Source organism: Nostoc sp. CCY0012 (assembly GCF_963920855.1).
Classification (GTDB): domain Bacteria; phylum Cyanobacteriota; class Cyanobacteriia; order Cyanobacteriales; family Nostocaceae; genus Cyanocohniella.
Window position 1 is genome coordinate 1 of the sequence record NZ_CAWUDM010000121.1, and the last position, 15,823, is coordinate 15,823.

Consider the following 15,823-nt stretch of genomic DNA (forward strand, 5'->3'; position numbering starts at 1 on the left):
TTTTCTTTTCCTAGTTCTACCGTCAAATCAACAATAAAAATCCAATCATCTCGATCCCCACTTGTTCAGCAATGGTTTTGACGGCGGCAAAATCACCAGGACTCGCAACAGCAAAACCCGCTTCAATTACATCTACTCCTAAAAGAGCAAGTTGATGAGCGATCGCTAGTTTCTCTTCTACATTCAAGGTAGCACCTGGAGATTGTTCACCATCTCTTAAAGTGGTGTCGAAGATAATAACTCGGTCTGCTGGAGATTCCATGCTCATAACTGTCTCTTTGGGAAAAGATTACTTTGGATATTGTATACGATTCTCTGTATATTGTATACAATATATCATATGAACTTAAATGAATTAGCAGCCAACGTGCTGCAACAACAACGCAGTACCCCAGATTTAATTGCCGATGCTTTGCGAGAAGCAATTCTGCGGGGCATTTTTCAGGAAGGACAATCCTTACGACAAGATGAAATCGCCACTCAATTTGGCGTGAGTCGCATACCTGTACGAGAAGCGCTAAAACAGCTAGAAGCAGAAGGATTGGTGACACTGCATCTCAATCGTGGTGCAATGGTTTCGGTAATGACAGCCGCCGAAGCCCAAGAAATTTGCGAAATCCGCAGTGCTTTGGAAGTGACAGCGATGCAGTTAGCAATTCCCCAGTTAAGTGAATCAGATATGGAAAAAGCAGCTGTGATTCTAGAAGCTAGCGACCAAACCACCGATGCAGGTCATTTAGCAAAACTCAACTGGGAATTTCACGCCACCATTTACACCCCAGCCGCACGTCCGCGATTGCTGACCATGATTAAAAATTTACACGTTAATTGCGATCGCTATGTGCGTGTGCAGATGTCCCAAATAAATTATCAACAGCATTCCCAAAAGGAACATGAGCAAATTCTCAATGCTTGTCGTCAACAAGATACCAAAGCAGCAGTCCGGCTACTAAAACGACACATTGACACAGCAGGAGAACAGCTAGTTACATACTTGCAGCAAAAGTCCTAACCCACAAATGAACTACCAGAACAGATTAGATCAGAAATATCCGCCATGCTGTCAGATATAGCTAAACAAAGCTGTCCATGAAAAAACTGATCAAATGTATCAAGGCGCTGATTCGCAACATTTCCCAACAGTTATCATCTGAACCACCTTCCCCTGTAAATTCTCGTCCTTCAGTTATTGATCTTCCTAGTGTTTCTCCCCAAGCTAGTTTAGTATTTGTCTGTTCCCAGTGCGCCCCAGAGTTACCCCATAAAGGCTTAACAGCTTCAGAAGAATTACAAAATTGGCTAAAATCTCGCCTCAAATTTGACGGCTTATGGGGAGAATTTCGGGTTGTTAGTACCAGTTGTTTAGGAGTTTGTCCCCAGAGGCGGGTTGCTGTTGTTCTGGGAAGTAATGCAGGTGGCGGCAAGATACGCTGTTTAATCATAGATCCGCAGAGCGATCGCCAACTTCTCTACTCACGCATCAAGCAGAAAAATGGATAAACAAAAACCCCACCTGTGAAGTGGGGTTAATTTTTAGGGTTTCTCTTGTTAGTTCAAATGTACTATAAATGATTGAGAATGGCAAGTGTCATCACTGATTAACTTTGTGCCAGTTGTTTTATCAGTTGCAGGACATTGTGTTCAATTTGTGCCAGGGCGTCAATAGCCAAGGTTTTATCGATATCGTGAATCAGCCAATATTCAATCGCATCTACCCATTTTGGAAAGCGCTCATTCATCAGTGGACGGTGTTCTAATTCATCGAGGGCAATAACTCTAGATGCTGCTTGAAAATCTTGCTCAGTGGCTGGTTGAGGAAACCGTTCATCATCAGGTAAGTTCACCAAGCGCGCTGCTAAAGCCTCAGATGCATGTCGGGAAATTGCCCCTACATTATTGATACCCCGTTCTAGTGCTAACCCTCTAGAATCAGCCTGCCAATCTAATCCTTGCTTAATCGCCAACCAGTTAAACAGGTGTTCAGCAAAGCGGCTGCGGTAGTAATTACCTGTACACAAAAATAAAATCTTATTCATTTAATCAAATCATAGTAAGCCTACGGGCTTTGTACTGGTAAATGGGATGATTTGCAAGATATACAGGCTACTTACAGGAATTTGTTTTAAGTAATTAATTGCAAGCATGGACACTTAGACATAAACCCCAATGCTTTATTCTGGGCATCAGGGTTATTGATATGTGTTGGCGTAGGCCGAATAATGCCATTAAATAAATCATCTAAGCCGTAGGGAGTGAAAAACTGCCATTGTCCTTGTGCATCGACTCGCACTCCTACAGCCGTAGCCGTGTGCAGCCAATCTTTAATTCCATCTTCTGCACTGGTGTAGGGTCTAAGTCCAGAACGCCAACGAGCAAAACTAGCTTGATTTTTCACATCAAACTGCTCATGGGGAAATTGTGTCATTAATTGTGCCTTTGCAGTTAGTTCTTGAGAACGGTTTCCCAATTCATCAAAAAAGGCAATATCAAAGTCTTTAATAATTAACTGGCATTGTTCACCAAATATGGCACGCCAAACGGTATTTCGCACTGCACCCCCCGCCAACCACCAGTTAGGCAAATTGAGTTGAGCTATTAGAGGTAATACAATACCTACAGGTGTAGCATCTAAAATCATCTGTAACCGAGCTTGAGTATTCACAGCAAGTTCCCATAATTATTGACCAATGACCAATGACTAATGAGGATTTCCCCCCTCAGGAAAAGTTCAGACCAGGATAAAATAGTACCCTAAACTAAAAATTATGCTCCAATAGCGATACATAGTATGACTGCTGCTACGACTGTTAAAACTGAGTACGAAGCGATTATTGGTCTAGAAACCCATTGTCAACTGAGTACCAATACCAAAATTTTCTCTAATAGCTCTACAGCTTTCGGTGCTGACCCCAATACTAATATTGACCCTGTGTGTATGGGGCTACCTGGAGTCTTGCCAGTACTGAATGAAAAAGTCCTGGAATATGCTGTTAAAGCAGGGTTAGCATTGAATTGCCAAATCGCTAAGTATAGCAAATTTGACCGTAAACAATATTTTTATCCTGATCTACCCAAAAATTACCAAATTTCTCAATATGACCTACCCATTGCCGAACACGGTTGGTTAGAAATCGAATTGGTAGATGCAGAAGGAAACCCCGTGCGTAAACGCATTGGTGTGACTCGTTTGCACATGGAGGAAGATGCGGGAAAACTGGTACACGCGGGAAGCGATCGCCTGTCTGGTTCTAGCTATTCTTTGGTAGACTACAATCGCGCAGGTGTGCCATTGGTGGAAATCGTCTCGGAACCAGATTTGCGTTCTGGTGAAGAAGCTGCCGAGTATGCCCAAGAATTACGCCGCATCATGCGTTACCTCGGTGTCAGTGATGGCAATATGCAAGAAGGTTCTCTGCGTTGTGATGTCAACATCTCTGTGCGTCCTGTAGGGCGGGAAGAGTTTGGCGTCAAGGTAGAAATTAAAAATATGAACTCGTTCAATGCCATCCAACGGGCCATTGATTACGAAATTGAACGACAAATAGCCGCCATCGAAGCAGGCGATCGCATTATCCAAGAAACGCGTCTATGGGAAGAAGGCGCTCAAAGAACAATTAGTATGCGGGTGAAGGAAGGTTCTAGCGATTACCGCTACTTCCCTGAACCAGATTTAGCTCCCATTGAAGTTTCCGATGCTCAACTAGAACAATGGCGCAGTGAACTCCCAGAACTACCCGCCCACAAACGCCATCATTACGAAAACGAGTTGGGGCTTTCGGCTTACGATGCGCGAGTATTGACAGAAGACAGCACCGTCGCCGATTATTTTGAAGCTGCCATCGCATCTGGTGCAAATGCCAAAGCTGCTGCTAACTGGATTACTCAAGATATCGCCGCCTACCTCAATAAGCAAAAGCTGAGTATTACAGAAATTGCCCTAACTCCGCAAAATCTCGCGGAAGTTATCACCCTGATTGATTCTGGTAAAATTAGTAACGCCCAAGCTAAACAAAAACTACCAGATTTACTTACAGGTGTGACTCCTGAGAAAGCTTTCGCCGGACAAGAGTTAATCACCGATGCCGCCGTATTAGAACCCATCGTTGATCAAGCGATCGCCTCTAATCCTAAGGAACTAGAAAAGTATCGCAACGGTAACACCAAGCTGAAAGGCTTCTTTGTGGGGCAAGTGTTGAAAATGACCGATAAACGCGCTGATCCGAAGCTGACTAATGAATTGGTAGAGAAAAAACTCAATTCTTAAGTGTTTTTCCGGTGTATTTATCAATTTTCACCATATCTTTACAAAATACACAGAAAATTAGGTGACACCCCTCATACCTTAAAGGCTATTCTGTGTTTAGTAGATAAACCCTAATGATCTGGAGAGTTGCCCATGTAGCTCTCCTTATTTTTTATCTTTGTACTGGTTGGTGTTTCCCATCCTGAGAAGCATCCAACGCCATCTGCTTGAGTCGCACCTTCAACCCATGTTCTGGGCGTAAAGTAATGGAAGGCTGTGGCACAATTGGGTATTCTGGTACTAAATCGATTTGGAAACTTTGAGCGATCGTTGCCAATATCAAAGTTGCTTCCATCTGAGCAAAACCTTTACCAATACAAATCCTCGGCCCAGAACCAAAGGGGAAATATACTCCTTTAGGCAGTTGCTTTTCCCACTCCGGTGTCCATCGTTCTGGTTGAAAGGTTTCGGGATCGGCAAAATACTTTGGATGACGATGCATCACCCACTGACTGATCATGATTGACATCCCTTGAGGAATTTCGTAACCGCCAATGTGGGTATCTACTGCTGCTTCCCGTCCCATAATCGATACTGGAGGATATAGCCGCATTGATTCTTTGATCACTTGCTGTGTATAAACTAATTGCCCCAGGTCTTCGAGTGTTGGTAGCCTAGCTAACATCAGAGTCGCCACTTCATCCCGCAGTAGTTTATCATCCATCTGCTGACCTGTTTCTTCGTCTTTTGCTTCCATGAGCATTGTCAACAAATCATTGGGTTTTTCCTCACTGTGGCGGCGTTCTTGAATTAGTTTATAAATAGCTTCATCCATTTGAGCGATCGCACGCCGATAACGGATGTTTTCCGGTCTAGGAAACCACTCCCACACCAGAAAATTTTGCCGTCGCTTACTTTCAAACCACTGCATGGCCACATCTAGCGCATTGGCGACAACTTTTGCCTCTCCTGCATCCACTTCAGCGCTAAATATACACTTCATGACGATTTGCAGTGTCAGGTGCATCATATCTGCATGAATGTCATGAGTTTCACCATCGTGCCAAGTTTGCAGCATTTGGTTGGTGTACTCCACCATGATTTCGCCATATTTATTAATCCGTTTTTGGTGAAATACTGGTTGGATCAGGCGACGTTGCCAAAACCAGGATTCTCCTTCTGCGGTTAATAACCCTTCTCCTAGTAATGTTTTTAAGGCGCGGGAACCCCGGCTTTTAATAAAATTGTGGCGATTTTTGAGAACTTCTTCTATGTATTCAGGATTAGTTACTAAACAAGCAGGTGTTAAACCCAACTGCAAGGGAACAATATCACCATAGTCACGACAACGGGTGAGAAATCCCAACGGGTCTTGTCCAAGCTCTAGTAAATGTCCAACAATAGAGTTAACTGGCGGTGCTGATAACTCAAATACATCAGGAGCCATACCAAAAGGCCTCTAGGTTTGTGTATATTCGAGAATATTAAGCACCACTAATCTAAAATTCTTCATCAAATAGAGAGATTTTTTGGTTAAAATCTGCTTTGTTGCTCTTGCTAGCCGTGGGGTGACACAGGTATATTTGCCAGACAAAAGCACAGTGATTTTCAGAATCACAGCTATAAGTAAGTTGTTATTTATCTATGTATTTAAACAATTGCATTGCAACAATCAATGGTTAACTCTACCTTCATTACCACAATATATGTCAACCCTGTCCAGGGGAATGATGCCAATGCTGGTTCTCGGTCGAGTCCGTTTAAAAGTCTCACCCGTGCTTTAAAAGCTGCGAAAACACCCGCAGTGATTCAGTTGGCACCGGGAAACTACAACGCCGCCAATGGTGAAGTATTTCCTATAGTCATCTCTGGGGGGGTAAAAGTAGTAGGTAACGAAGCCAACAAAGGTGCAGGAATCGTTATTTCTGGCAATGGTGTGTATCAAAGTCCTAGCTTTGCTGCCCAAAATGTGACATTACTGTTGCAAGGTGATGCCAGTCTCTTGGGTGTAACGGTGACTAACCCCATAGCTAAAGGAACTGGTGTTTGGATCGAATCGGCTACGGCAAATGTCGGTAATAACACTTTAATTAACTGTGGTCGAGAAGGCATATTTATTAGTGGTAATGCCAAACCCGCCATTGTCGATAATATGTTTCGGCAAAATGCGGCCAGCGGTTTAATGATGGTGCGTCATAGTAAAGCAGAAGTACTGCGGAATGTGTTTCAAAAAAATCCTTTGGGTATAGCCATCAGTGATTTTTCTGCCCCTTTAGTAGCTAATAACACTATCTCCGACAACCGTTCGGCGATCGCTCTTTCTCGCAATGCTCGACCTGTGCTGCGTCATAATCTGATTACTAACAATACCCAAGGTGGAATGTTGGTAAATGGTGATGCCATACCAGATATGGGTAATAACCAAGATGCAGCTGGCAATATTTTTCGTGATAATGGCGAATTTGATGTCCAAAATGCCACATCGCAGCAGCTAGTTTCTGTAGGCAATCAATTGAACCCCACCCAAGTTAAGGGAAAAGTAGACTTTATCGCCGTCTTAGAAGATCATCCCCGGATAATTTCTGGTAGCGGCAGTATTTTTTCTGACTTAGCTGGACATTGGGCAGCCGATTTTGTGGAAGCATTGGTGAGTCGGGGAGCCATTAGTGGTTTTCCTGATGGCACGTTTGCCCCAGATGCCCCCATTAATCGCGCTCAGTATGCAGCTATTATCGCCCAAACTTTTCAATTACCAACAATAAACCCCGGCGTGAAATTCACAGATGTCAACCCCAAATTTTGGGCAGCATCAGCTATTAATAAAGCTGCGGCTATGGGTTTTATTAGTGGCTTTCCTGATGGCACATTTCGACCAGGGCAAAACTTGACCAAGGTACAAGCCATAGTATCTGTAGTTAATGGGTTAAAACTAACTGGTGGTAATTCTCATGTATTAAACCTATACCGCGATCGCGCGCAAATTCCCAGTTACGCCACCAATGCTGTGGCCATTGCTACCCAAAAATTATTAATAGTTAACTATCCCCAAAACGAACAACTAGAACCGATGCGGGACATTACTCGCGCCGAGGTAGCAGCATTAATTTATCAGGCATTGGTAGCCAGCAGTCAAGAACAAGCGATCGCCTCCCCTTACCTAGTAAGTCCCGATGTCGAAATGCCCTCATTTACCGACATCACAGGACATTGGGCAGAATTATTTATTCGGGGGTTGGCCAGCATGAATTTAACTCATGGTTTTGCTGATGGCACCTACCAGCCAGATAAACCCATGACTCGCGCCCAATATGCGGCTTTAGTGGCGGTGGCGTTTAATCCTACTCCCAAACGTCCAGCATCTGAATTTACGGATGTCGCCCGGAATTTTTGGGCTTATCCAGCCTTACAAATTGCTGCTAGCGGCGGCTTTGTCAGTGGATTTGGCGATGGTACCTTCCGTCCCGATCAAAATGTCCAAAGATTACAGGTGATTGTTTCCCTAGTAAATGGACTGGCTTTATCAACATCTGATAACAATGCTTTACTTACTTATACTGATAGTCAGACAATTCCCGATTATGCCCGTAAAGCCGTGGCCACGGCCACAAAACAAAGAATAATTGTCAGTTATCCTGATCCCAAACAACTTGTGCCGACGCGAGAAGCCACACGAGCCGAAGTAGCCGCAATGGTTTATCAAGCATTAGTAGCTATTCAGCGGACTTCAAGTATTAATTCACCCTATATTGTTTCGACAGTCAGCAATTGACCAAGTAAAATGAATAACACTGTTTATCAGCCTGGAAACTCTTGGTAATCAATCCTATAGCTAAAAACACGATAGGCTATAAGCGATGGGCAGAAACTTTCCCTTCGTCTGAAGCCAATAGTCCCATGTCAACAACAGACTCACAAACCTCTGCCGAACTGGCGATCGCCCTATTAACTCATTATAGTTTTGACCTCAGTGGGTATACCGCCAGTGAGCTAGTTTACCGTTGGCAAAGCCAATTCCCAGGTAATTGGATGCACCTAGCCGTAGTGGAAGCCCTCTATCAAGGACGCTATAAAGGTATTTCTGTACAGCAAATATTAGCATTTTGGCAGCGTCGGGGTCAGGTAATTTATCATTTCAACATGGAATTTGAACGCCTGATTTGTAGCAAATTTCCCGAAAGTTTAACTGCTCTGGCTGCACCAGTTTTGCCGCCCATCAAGCAAGAAGTGAGAACTGATTCAGTAACTCAGCCTCAATTATCACCAGTTACAGCTAATCCCTTACCTGTTCAAGTAGGCAATGGTTATGAGCCAAGTCAAGCAGCGACGCTACAACTAATTAATGCCGAAGCCGATTTGCTCAATCACGAAGTAGAAGCCAAACTATTAGAAAGACAAAGCATTCTGGCCGCGTCTACGCTTCATGCAACCTCCTCTGGAACTAAAACTAAGCAAAACTCACAAAGACATTTGCCGAGAAATTCCCCATTACCAAAACCTCAGCAGCAGACAAATCTGCTACCCTCATCTGTTAATCACCCACCAATTGGGCAATTTACCCCAGACACAAGCGATCGCTCTGAGTCTTTTACATCAAAACTCAAAGCCATGTCTGATGACCAAGCATAATATGTCTGTTGATATTTACTAATAATAAATGTATGGTAATTATCAATAAATTGGGGAATTACTCACGTCTCCAAAAATTAAAGAAAAATCCTATTTATTAAATAAAAAAAACCACCCAAGCTGATGCCTGGATGGAGAAAAATATTAAATCTGGCACTATTTAAAATTACTTGCTTTCAGTGAAATCAGCGTCAATCACATCATCACCGCCACTTGGAGGAGTAGGGCCACCATCTTGTGGTGCAGCACCAGCACCAGCAGCAGCATCACCACCAGCTTGCTGATAGATATTGCTACCAACGGCAAAGAGTGCTTGTTGTAATTCTGGTGTCAGTTTCTTAATTTGCTCATCGTCTTCTTGAGCAACAGCTTCCCGCAAGTCTTTGACTAAACCTTCAACCTTGGTTTTATCAGCTTCAGGAACTTTATCACCTAATTCTTGCAACTGCTTCTCAGCTTGGTATGCCAAAGAATCGGCTTGGTTCTTGCGTTCGATTTTCTCACGACGGTCTTTGTCAGCAGAAGCGTTTTGTTCAGCTTCTTTCACCATGCGGTCAACGTCGGATTTATCCAAGGTAGACGCGCCAGTAATGCTGATGGACTGTTCTTTACCAGTGCCTTTGTCTTTCGCTGTGACGTTGAGGATACCGTTGGCGTCAATGTCAAAGGTAACTTCAATTTGTGGTACACCGCGTGGTGCAGGAGGAATACCATCAAGGCGGAAAGTTCCTAAACTCTTATTATCGTTAGAGAATTCCCGTTCACCTTGGAGGACGTGAATTTCCACATTGGTTTGACCATCCACGGCGGTGGAGAAGACTTCAGATTTTTTGGTAGGAATTGTGGTGTTACGGGGGATGATTTTAGTCATGACACCGCCCAAGGTTTCTACACCCAAGGACAATGGTGATACGTCTAAGAGTAAGATGCCTGTGACATCACCAGCCAGTACACCTGCTTGAATAGCAGCACCAACTGCCACAACTTCATCCGGGTTAACGCTTTGGTTGGGGTCTTTACCTAAAACCTGCTTCACCACCTGTTGGACTGCGGGACTCCGGGTGGAACCACCAACTAGTACAACTTCATCAATATCACCTTTATTCAATTTCGCATCCCGAAGTGCATTCTCTACGGGGATACGACAACGGTCAATCAAGTCAGAACAGAGTTCTTCAAACTTGGCGCGAGTCAGGGTTGTATCCAGGTGCTTGGGCCCGTCCTGGGTAGCGGTGATAAATGGCAGGTTGATTTCCGCTTGAGTAACGCTAGAAAGCTCAATTTTGGCTTTTTCTGCGGCTTCAGTTAAACGTTGTAAGGCTTGTTTATCTTTGCGGAGATCAATACCTTCGTCTGTTCTGAATTGTTCAGCTAAGAAGTCAACTATTTTTTTATCGAAGTCATCACCACCAAGGTGGGTATCACCAGATGTAGCTAGTACTTCAAATACGCCATCACCTACTTCTAGGATGGATACGTCAAAAGTACCACCACCAAGGTCAAATACCAGGATGGTTTCATTGCTCTTCTTATCAAAGCCATAAGCCAAAGATGCGGCTGTAGGTTCGTTGATAATCCGCAACACTTCAATCCCGGCGATTTTACCAGCGTCTTTTGTAGCTTGTCGCTGGGAGTCATTGAAGTATGCTGGAACAGTGATTACAGCTTGGGTAACTGTTTCACCCAGATATTTACTGGCATCTTCCACTAATTTGCGGAGGACTTTTGCAGAAATTTCTTCGGGAGCAAATTGCTTGCCAGCGCCAGGAGAATCTAACTTAACGTTACCGCCGCTACTCAATACTTTGTAAGAAACTTCTGTAGTTTCTTTGGTTACTTCGTCATAACGTCTTCCTATAAAGCGTTTGACTGAGTAAAACGTATTTTCAGGGTTCATCACCGCCTGGCGTTTGGCGATTTGACCAACTAAGTTATCACCATTTTTCGCAAATGCCACCACTGATGGTGTTGTGCGAAAACCTTCTGCGTTAGCAATAACAGTGGGTTTACCACCTTCCATCACTGCTACACAGGAGTTAGTTGTACCTAAATCAATTCCTACTACTTTTGCCATTTTAAGTGCTGGCTCCGTATAACTACAAATGAATGAATGGGAATATAAGAGACTAAATCTCGAACCAACCGGTTGAAAACAGCAGTCAGTTCAGCATCAACAACCTTGGTTCGGCTTCCTTGGGGTTAAAACCTCAAGTCATGCTGATATATATACTGAAACTCAGTGATAGCCAGTCCATGAAGGGGGGTTTCCCGAACACTGGACAGGACGGTTAATTTTAAAGGATGTATTTAGCTGGTTCATTGAGCAATTTGCTTTCACTTTGTCTAATGTATGAGAATTAATACTTTCAGTAATTAGGGTGAACCGTAATCTCAAAGTGGTGTTTGCCGTCTTTAGGTGTAATAAACCCCAGTGTTACTAACGATAAAGCACTAAAAAAGGTGCGTAAGTATGATCTTTCATCGACATGCTCCCAATATGATAGATTTTTTTTAGTACATAAGTATTGCTATTTTCAAGTAGACAATACTCACTCATCAGAGGGAAAAAGCCAGTTCATCAGGTAAAATCGCTAGAGCGCAAATCTCAGCAATGCATGAAGAGTGAAAACCGACAGCATTTTTTATCGCCTTTTTCAAGAGATGCCCAGTATCTTTTTTGAATTAATTGGCAACGCTCCCCAGGTTGCTGAGACTTACACTTTTTCTTCTATAGAAATTAAGCAAACAGCATTCCGTATAGATGGTGTTTTTCTACCAATACAAGGAGAACAAAACCCCATCTACTTTGTAGAAGTACAGTTCCAAAATGACACGGAAATTTATTCTCGTTTGTTTTCCGAAATCTTTTTATACTTACGACAAAATCAGCCTAAAAACTCTTGGAAAGGAGTAGTTATTTATCCTACCCGTAGTCTGGATACTTCAAACATCGACAATTACAGTGAACTATTTACTAGCCAGCGTGTTAGTCGTGTTTATCTTGATGAATTAGGTGCAGCAGTGTCGTTACCAGTTGGTATTGCTACTATTAAATTAGTAGTCGAAAATGAAGAGACGGCAATTGTAACCGCCAGAGAATTAATAGACCGAACTCAGGAAGAAATTAATCTCGAACCACAACGGCGGCAGTTACTACAATTAATAGAGACAATATTGGTTTATAAATTTCCCACAATGAGTCGCAAGGAGATTGAGGAGATGTTTTGTTTAAGTGATTTGAAGCAGACACGAGTTTATCAAGAAGGTAAACAAGAAGGGAAGCTAGAAGGACGCTTGGAAGCAAAATTAGAAGCTGTATCTCGATTAGTTTCTTTGGGTTTAACTGTTGAACAAATTTCCCAGGCTTTAAATTTGGACATTGCACAAGTTAGACAGGCTGCACAAAGCAATGGAAAGAACGTTTAGTTTAAGCGATTTGAAGCAGACACGGGTTTATCAAGAAGGTATACAAGAAGGACGCTTGGAAGCAAAATTAGAAGTAATACCTCGCTTGGTATCCTTGGGTTTAACAGTCGAACAAATTGCCCAGGCTTTAGATTTGGATATTGCACAAGTTAGAAAAACTACATCAGGATATTAACGCTATCTAATTAAAAATAATCGATCCATAACCTCAATATCTTTATCATTTTTGATTCCACAGTTTTAAATTCTATGGTTACACTATCTCCTACTTTAAAAGCTAGACTTTCCCAACCTCTCAGAATCGGTTCTCTTGAGGTGAAAAGCCGGGTTCTCCAATCGCCTTTATCTGGGGTGACAGATATGGTTTTTCGCCGCTTAGTGCGTCGCTATGCGCCAGATTCAATGTTGTATACCGAAATGGTGAATGCTACCGGGTTGCACTATGTCAAAGAGTTACCAAAAATCATGGAAGTAGACCCCAGAGAACGACCAATTAGCATTCAATTATTTGACTGTCGTCCAGATTTTTTGGCAGAAGCGGCAATTAAGGCAGTTGCTGAGGGGGCTGATACTGTAGATATTAATATGGGATGCCCGGTAAATAAAATTACTAAAAATGGGGGTGGTTCATCTTTATTACGACAGCCAGAAGTTGCTGAAGCTATTGTGCGGGAAGTCGTGAAAGCCGTTAATGTACCAGTTACAGTCAAAACCCGCATTGGCTGGAATGATAAAGAAATCACAATTCTTGACTTTGCCAAGCGGATGGAAGATGCTGGGGCGCAAATGATTACAGTACATGGACGTACCCGCGCCCAAGGTTACAATGGCAATGCCCGTTGGGAATGGATAGCCCGTGTTAAGGAAGTTTTGGCGATTCCAGTAATTGGTAATGGCGATATTTTTTCCGTGGAAGCAGCGGTGAAATGTTTAGAACAAACTAACGCCGATGGTGTGATGTGTTCTCGGGGAACTTTGGGTTATCCCTTTTTGGTAGGAGAAATTGATCACTTTTTGAAAACAGGGGAAATATTAGCACCCCCAACGCCAATTCAACGCTTGGAATGTGCCAGAGATCATCTACAAGCATTATGGGAATATAAAGGCGATCGCGGTGTGCGTCAAGCCCGTAAACATATGACTTGGTACGCTAAAGGTTTCGTTGGTGCTGCTGAGTTGCGGGGACAGTTAAGTTTGATTGAAACAGTGCAGCAAGGGTTGGATTTAATTGATCAGGGAATTGAGAAATTAAATCATAATTATGAACCACTGGAGGAAGCAACAAATTTTCAAGTTGCTTAATAAAAGAAATTTTGGAAGTTTTCTAACTTTATTTTCCTGCTATTTGATAGGATGAATTTTATCCTGTGAGTGCAGCTAAATTTCGATGGCAAAATCAGCAGATATCAGTACCAAAAAATTAATTAGCCTGGCACCTAATAATTGGGTAAGATGGGTAACAAAAATATCTGATGTGGTTGCAGGCGAAATTCTCAATTCAGAATTTCAATGGATAGGTAGAGAAAGTGACGTTTTAATTCGTGTCGCTAGTGTAGAGTATGGAGAATCCCCAGTATTTTCAAATGCTTCTTTCAGCCGCTCATAATGGCTGGTGACGGACTCAAACATAAATTTTTGATAATCCAATTCTTGGGGATGCTCCCTAGCGAAACCAGCCAAAAATCTAGAGGATTGCTCTAGCTCTTTGGCCCAGCGCCAAATTACAGTTACATCTGGTTGATTAGAGTTGTTCATCAGGTTTAACTGCACTGGGACGCTGCACAAAATAACCAAGTAGCGCCGCGGCCACTCCACCAACTGCACCAGCTAACGGCTCACTAATAACGCCGGAGCTACCCAGTAAAGCAGCGCCACCGGTAATCAAGCCCAAAATAGTAGTAATTCTGTCAGTGTTCATAATCCCTCGCGCTTTACAAAGTTTGTAGTTTTAGCTAAAAAGTCTTGCAGGTCTTTTTGACCGTCGTGAAGCCGTTTAAACTTGTGGTCTATTTTTTCTTGCAATCCATGTAACTGATAATCAATCATTTCCTTCTGCCCTTTGTATTCGCTCAGGGCCAGTTTCATCCTGTTGTCAACTTCAGTAATTCGGTTTTGAATGCTTGCCTCTATTTGGGCAAGGCGAAATATCAAAGTAATTACAGCTGCTAGTGCCAGAATTATTTGCAAGGCATCCTTAACATCGACCGTCACTGTTCACCTCTTAGGTGTTGTTAAGTAACTGATTTAATTTGAAATTAATATTTTCAAATTCCTCAGCTAATAAAATTTGTTCATCCGTATCATCAATTCCCGTATATTCCCAGCACTGCAACTGAACATCCTTAAACCAGCTAGGAAAGTAGAACTTGAGAGAATAACTAGCAGAAATTTTCGGAAACAAGATAGTAGTAATTTTATTAAGCGACATTCGCCTAGTTATCCCTGCTGCATCAGTGCTTCCGCCAACAGTCAATCCAGAAATAAACCGCTGTTCTACAGTCCCCCCAAAATTCCATCGCCTACCGTTGGGTATGGTCGTACTTATATAAACAGCAATGATATTATTCTCTAAAAAAGTTGGTGACTCTATTGGCTGGAGTGGCACATAAGTAAATTCGCCAAGTATTACAGCATTGGCAGAATAATTCATTAATAATTGCCAGTTCGCTGCGTTAAATTCTACTACTCGCCCCATTTTAAAAGCCTGCGAACATACAATTTGTATTTACAATTGGCAGATATTCATCAATGTTCACGCCAGCGACTTCTAAGCAATCAAGATAATCTTGAAAGGAAATTTCACCTTGAGCTAATCGCATATGAGCTAAGTATGAAATTTCCTCACGCTTGATTAAATCGCTAATTTCTTCCTCTGAGGTATGAGGTACTATGAGAATTTCGCATTTAACCAAATCAGTAATCATTAGAATCTCTCTGGCTGGAATGATACAGATTTAGTTTCACCCGCACCAGTGACTAAAGCAAGAATTGCAGCTTTCTGATCACTGTAGCTAGGTTGAGCCGTTATGTGACCAAAAGGGAATGTATAGCCAGAGTCAGCTTTGGCCTTATAGGGAATACCAGTTAATTTACTAGTCACAGATGAAGCTGTAGTGCCTGTAACATTAGTACAAAGTGCTTTCGCTGGTTTAAATCCCCTAGCCCTAATATCATCATTACTCACGTCATCTATTCCTAGAGCCGCAGCAGTTAAACCAAATAAAGCATACTGTCCTTGTGATCGGTTGGACATTGATACAACATACCCGGTGGCATCAGCCGCAGGTAAAGCAAAAGGATTAAGCGCTACTTTCACAATTCGTCCAGGATTAGAAGAGGCTGCACGGGGGTAATCAATATTAACTTTTCCCGCCTTCCAATCCTGATATTTTTTTAGTGGAGTCCCGGCCGGTGCGTCTGGGACTACTCCATCATCGCCTGCCGTAGCTGGGCGAAGATATTTTAATGCTGCATCTAGTAGTCTGTCAAAAATTAATTGACGGATAAAGGCGCTTCAGTTTAATCCGG

17 protein-coding genes and 2 pseudogenes are annotated in these 15,823 nt (G+C 42.7%); 9 read left to right on the plus strand and 10 right to left on the minus strand.

Annotated features, from left to right (window positions below; translation table 11 throughout):
* Positions 1–52 precede the first annotated feature (52 nt).
* Positions 53–262: pseudogene (locus ACM0OS_RS24515) on the minus strand (2-isopropylmalate synthase); the annotation flags it as partial.
* 78 nt (positions 263–340) lie between these two features.
* On the opposite strand from ACM0OS_RS24515, the gene ACM0OS_RS24520 reads away from it, so the two are divergent.
* Positions 341–1,012 carry a GntR family transcriptional regulator gene (locus ACM0OS_RS24520; RefSeq protein ID WP_414545787.1) on the plus strand — a complete coding sequence of 224 codons (672 nt, stop codon included), beginning with the start codon at positions 341–343 and terminating at the stop codon, positions 1,010–1,012.
* 77 nt (positions 1,013–1,089) lie between these two features.
* A complete protein-coding gene (locus ACM0OS_RS24525) occupies positions 1,090–1,500 on the plus strand; it encodes a hypothetical protein (protein ID WP_414545788.1) in 411 nt (136 codons plus the stop codon).
* Positions 1,501–1,598: 98 nt separating this feature from the next.
* Here the strand turns inward: ACM0OS_RS24525 and ACM0OS_RS24530 are convergent, their stop codons facing one another.
* Both ACM0OS_RS24530 and ACM0OS_RS24535 read right to left on the minus strand, forming a co-directional pair.
* The gene (locus tag ACM0OS_RS24530) at positions 1,599–2,036 is read right to left on the minus strand and encodes a low molecular weight phosphatase family protein (RefSeq protein WP_414545789.1); all 438 of its coding nucleotides are present in this window, start codon (positions 2,034–2,036) and stop codon (positions 1,599–1,601) included.
* Positions 2,037–2,122: 86 nt separating this feature from the next.
* Positions 2,123–2,638, minus strand: coding sequence for a nucleotidyltransferase family protein (locus ACM0OS_RS24535; protein WP_414545803.1), 516 nt, complete (start codon positions 2,636–2,638; stop codon positions 2,123–2,125).
* A gap of 150 nt (positions 2,639–2,788) precedes the next feature.
* On the opposite strand from ACM0OS_RS24535, the gene gatB reads away from it, so the two are divergent.
* On the plus strand, positions 2,789–4,264 hold the full coding sequence (gatB, locus tag ACM0OS_RS24540) for an Asp-tRNA(Asn)/Glu-tRNA(Gln) amidotransferase subunit GatB (protein WP_414545790.1): 1,476 nt from the start codon (positions 2,789–2,791) through the stop codon (positions 4,262–4,264).
* A gap of 151 nt (positions 4,265–4,415) precedes the next feature.
* Here gatB and ACM0OS_RS24545 read toward each other — a convergent pair whose 3' ends face one another.
* Complete coding sequence (locus ACM0OS_RS24545) at positions 4,416–5,690, minus strand: cytochrome P450 (RefSeq protein ID WP_414545791.1); 1,275 nt, start codon at positions 5,688–5,690, stop codon at positions 4,416–4,418.
* Positions 5,691–5,918: 228 nt separating this feature from the next.
* Here ACM0OS_RS24545 and ACM0OS_RS24550 point away from each other — a divergent pair, with 228 nt between their 5' ends.
* Both ACM0OS_RS24550 and ACM0OS_RS24555 read left to right on the plus strand, forming a co-directional pair.
* Positions 5,919–8,012 (plus strand): S-layer homology domain-containing protein, encoded by a 2,094-nt coding sequence (locus tag ACM0OS_RS24550; RefSeq protein ID WP_414545792.1) that lies wholly within the window; start codon positions 5,919–5,921, stop codon positions 8,010–8,012.
* Between the two features lie 125 nt (positions 8,013–8,137).
* The gene (locus tag ACM0OS_RS24555; RefSeq protein ID WP_414545793.1) at positions 8,138–8,869 is read left to right on the plus strand and encodes a hypothetical protein; all 732 of its coding nucleotides are present in this window, start codon (positions 8,138–8,140) and stop codon (positions 8,867–8,869) included.
* A gap of 166 nt (positions 8,870–9,035) precedes the next feature.
* On the opposite strand, the gene dnaK is transcribed toward ACM0OS_RS24555, so the two are convergent.
* Positions 9,036–10,943, minus strand: a complete 1,908-nt coding sequence (dnaK, locus tag ACM0OS_RS24560) for a molecular chaperone DnaK (RefSeq protein ID WP_414545794.1) — start codon at positions 10,941–10,943, stop codon at positions 9,036–9,038.
* Between the two features lie 548 nt (positions 10,944–11,491).
* Here dnaK and ACM0OS_RS24565 point away from each other — a divergent pair.
* The 4 genes and pseudogenes from ACM0OS_RS24565 to ACM0OS_RS24580 form a co-directional block, all read left to right on the plus strand.
* A complete protein-coding gene (locus ACM0OS_RS24565; protein ID WP_414545795.1) occupies positions 11,492–12,295 on the plus strand; it encodes an Rpn family recombination-promoting nuclease/putative transposase in 804 nt (267 codons plus the stop codon).
* Positions 12,279–12,470, plus strand: a complete 192-nt coding sequence (locus ACM0OS_RS24570) for a hypothetical protein (RefSeq protein ID WP_414545796.1) — start codon at positions 12,279–12,281, stop codon at positions 12,468–12,470. Before ACM0OS_RS24565 ends, ACM0OS_RS24570 begins: the two co-directional genes overlap by 17 nt.
* Before the next feature lie 74 nt (positions 12,471–12,544).
* Complete coding sequence (dusB, locus tag ACM0OS_RS24575; protein ID WP_414545797.1) at positions 12,545–13,597, plus strand: tRNA dihydrouridine synthase DusB; 1,053 nt, start codon at positions 12,545–12,547, stop codon at positions 13,595–13,597.
* Between the two features lie 85 nt (positions 13,598–13,682).
* Positions 13,683–13,862 (plus strand): annotated as a pseudogene (locus ACM0OS_RS24580) (transposase); the annotation flags it as partial.
* Between the two features lie 174 nt (positions 13,863–14,036).
* Here ACM0OS_RS24580 and ACM0OS_RS24585 read toward each other — a convergent pair.
* The 5 genes from ACM0OS_RS24585 to ACM0OS_RS24605 are packed head-to-tail and all read right to left on the minus strand — an operon-like array spanning position 14,037 to position 15,611.
* Positions 14,037–14,213, minus strand: a complete 177-nt coding sequence (locus tag ACM0OS_RS24585) for a hypothetical protein (RefSeq protein ID WP_414545798.1) — start codon at positions 14,211–14,213, stop codon at positions 14,037–14,039.
* Entirely contained in the window at positions 14,210–14,506 is a 297-nt protein-coding gene (locus tag ACM0OS_RS24590) for a hypothetical protein (protein WP_414545799.1), read from the minus strand. Before ACM0OS_RS24590 ends, ACM0OS_RS24585 begins: the two co-directional genes overlap by 4 nt.
* 10 nt (positions 14,507–14,516) lie before the next feature.
* Positions 14,517–14,990 carry a hypothetical protein gene (locus ACM0OS_RS24595; RefSeq protein ID WP_414545800.1) on the minus strand — a complete coding sequence of 158 codons (474 nt, stop codon included), beginning with the start codon at positions 14,988–14,990 and terminating at the stop codon, positions 14,517–14,519.
* Between the two features lies 1 nt (position 14,991).
* Positions 14,992–15,219 carry a hypothetical protein gene (locus tag ACM0OS_RS24600; RefSeq protein WP_414545801.1) on the minus strand — a complete coding sequence of 76 codons (228 nt, stop codon included), beginning with the start codon at positions 15,217–15,219 and terminating at the stop codon, positions 14,992–14,994.
* Entirely contained in the window at positions 15,219–15,611 is a 393-nt protein-coding gene (locus tag ACM0OS_RS24605) for a hypothetical protein (RefSeq protein ID WP_414545802.1), read from the minus strand. The genes ACM0OS_RS24600 and ACM0OS_RS24605 overlap by 1 nt, the downstream gene beginning before the upstream one ends.
* Positions 15,612–15,823 lie beyond the last annotated feature (212 nt).

Coding starts and splice junctions, on each gene's coding strand:
- ACM0OS_RS24595 (WP_414545800.1), bottom strand. CDS start 14,990: ATGGGGCGAGTAGTAGAATTTAACGCAGCGAACTGGCAATTATTAATG.
- ACM0OS_RS24530 (WP_414545789.1), bottom strand. CDS start 2,036: ATGAATAAGATTTTATTTTTGTGTACAGGTAATTACTACCGCAGCCGC.
- ACM0OS_RS24535 (WP_414545803.1), bottom strand. CDS start 2,638: ATGATTTTAGATGCTACACCTGTAGGTATTGTATTACCTCTAATAGCT.
- ACM0OS_RS24600 (WP_414545801.1), bottom strand. CDS start 15,219: ATGATTACTGATTTGGTTAAATGCGAAATTCTCATAGTACCTCATACC.
- gatB (WP_414545790.1), top strand. CDS start 2,789: ATGACTGCTGCTACGACTGTTAAAACTGAGTACGAAGCGATTATTGGT.
- ACM0OS_RS24520 (WP_414545787.1), top strand. CDS start 341: ATGAACTTAAATGAATTAGCAGCCAACGTGCTGCAACAACAACGCAGT.
- ACM0OS_RS24570 (WP_414545796.1), top strand. CDS start 12,279: ATGGAAAGAACGTTTAGTTTAAGCGATTTGAAGCAGACACGGGTTTAT.
- ACM0OS_RS24585 (WP_414545798.1), bottom strand. CDS start 14,213: ATGAACACTGACAGAATTACTACTATTTTGGGCTTGATTACCGGTGGC.
- dusB (WP_414545797.1), top strand. CDS start 12,545: ATGGTTACACTATCTCCTACTTTAAAAGCTAGACTTTCCCAACCTCTC.
- ACM0OS_RS24545 (WP_414545791.1), bottom strand. CDS start 5,690: ATGGCTCCTGATGTATTTGAGTTATCAGCACCGCCAGTTAACTCTATT.
- ACM0OS_RS24525 (WP_414545788.1), top strand. CDS start 1,090: ATGAAAAAACTGATCAAATGTATCAAGGCGCTGATTCGCAACATTTCC.
- dnaK (WP_414545794.1), bottom strand. CDS start 10,943: ATGGCAAAAGTAGTAGGAATTGATTTAGGTACAACTAACTCCTGTGTA.
- ACM0OS_RS24550 (WP_414545792.1), top strand. CDS start 5,919: ATGGTTAACTCTACCTTCATTACCACAATATATGTCAACCCTGTCCAG.
- ACM0OS_RS24555 (WP_414545793.1), top strand. CDS start 8,138: ATGTCAACAACAGACTCACAAACCTCTGCCGAACTGGCGATCGCCCTA.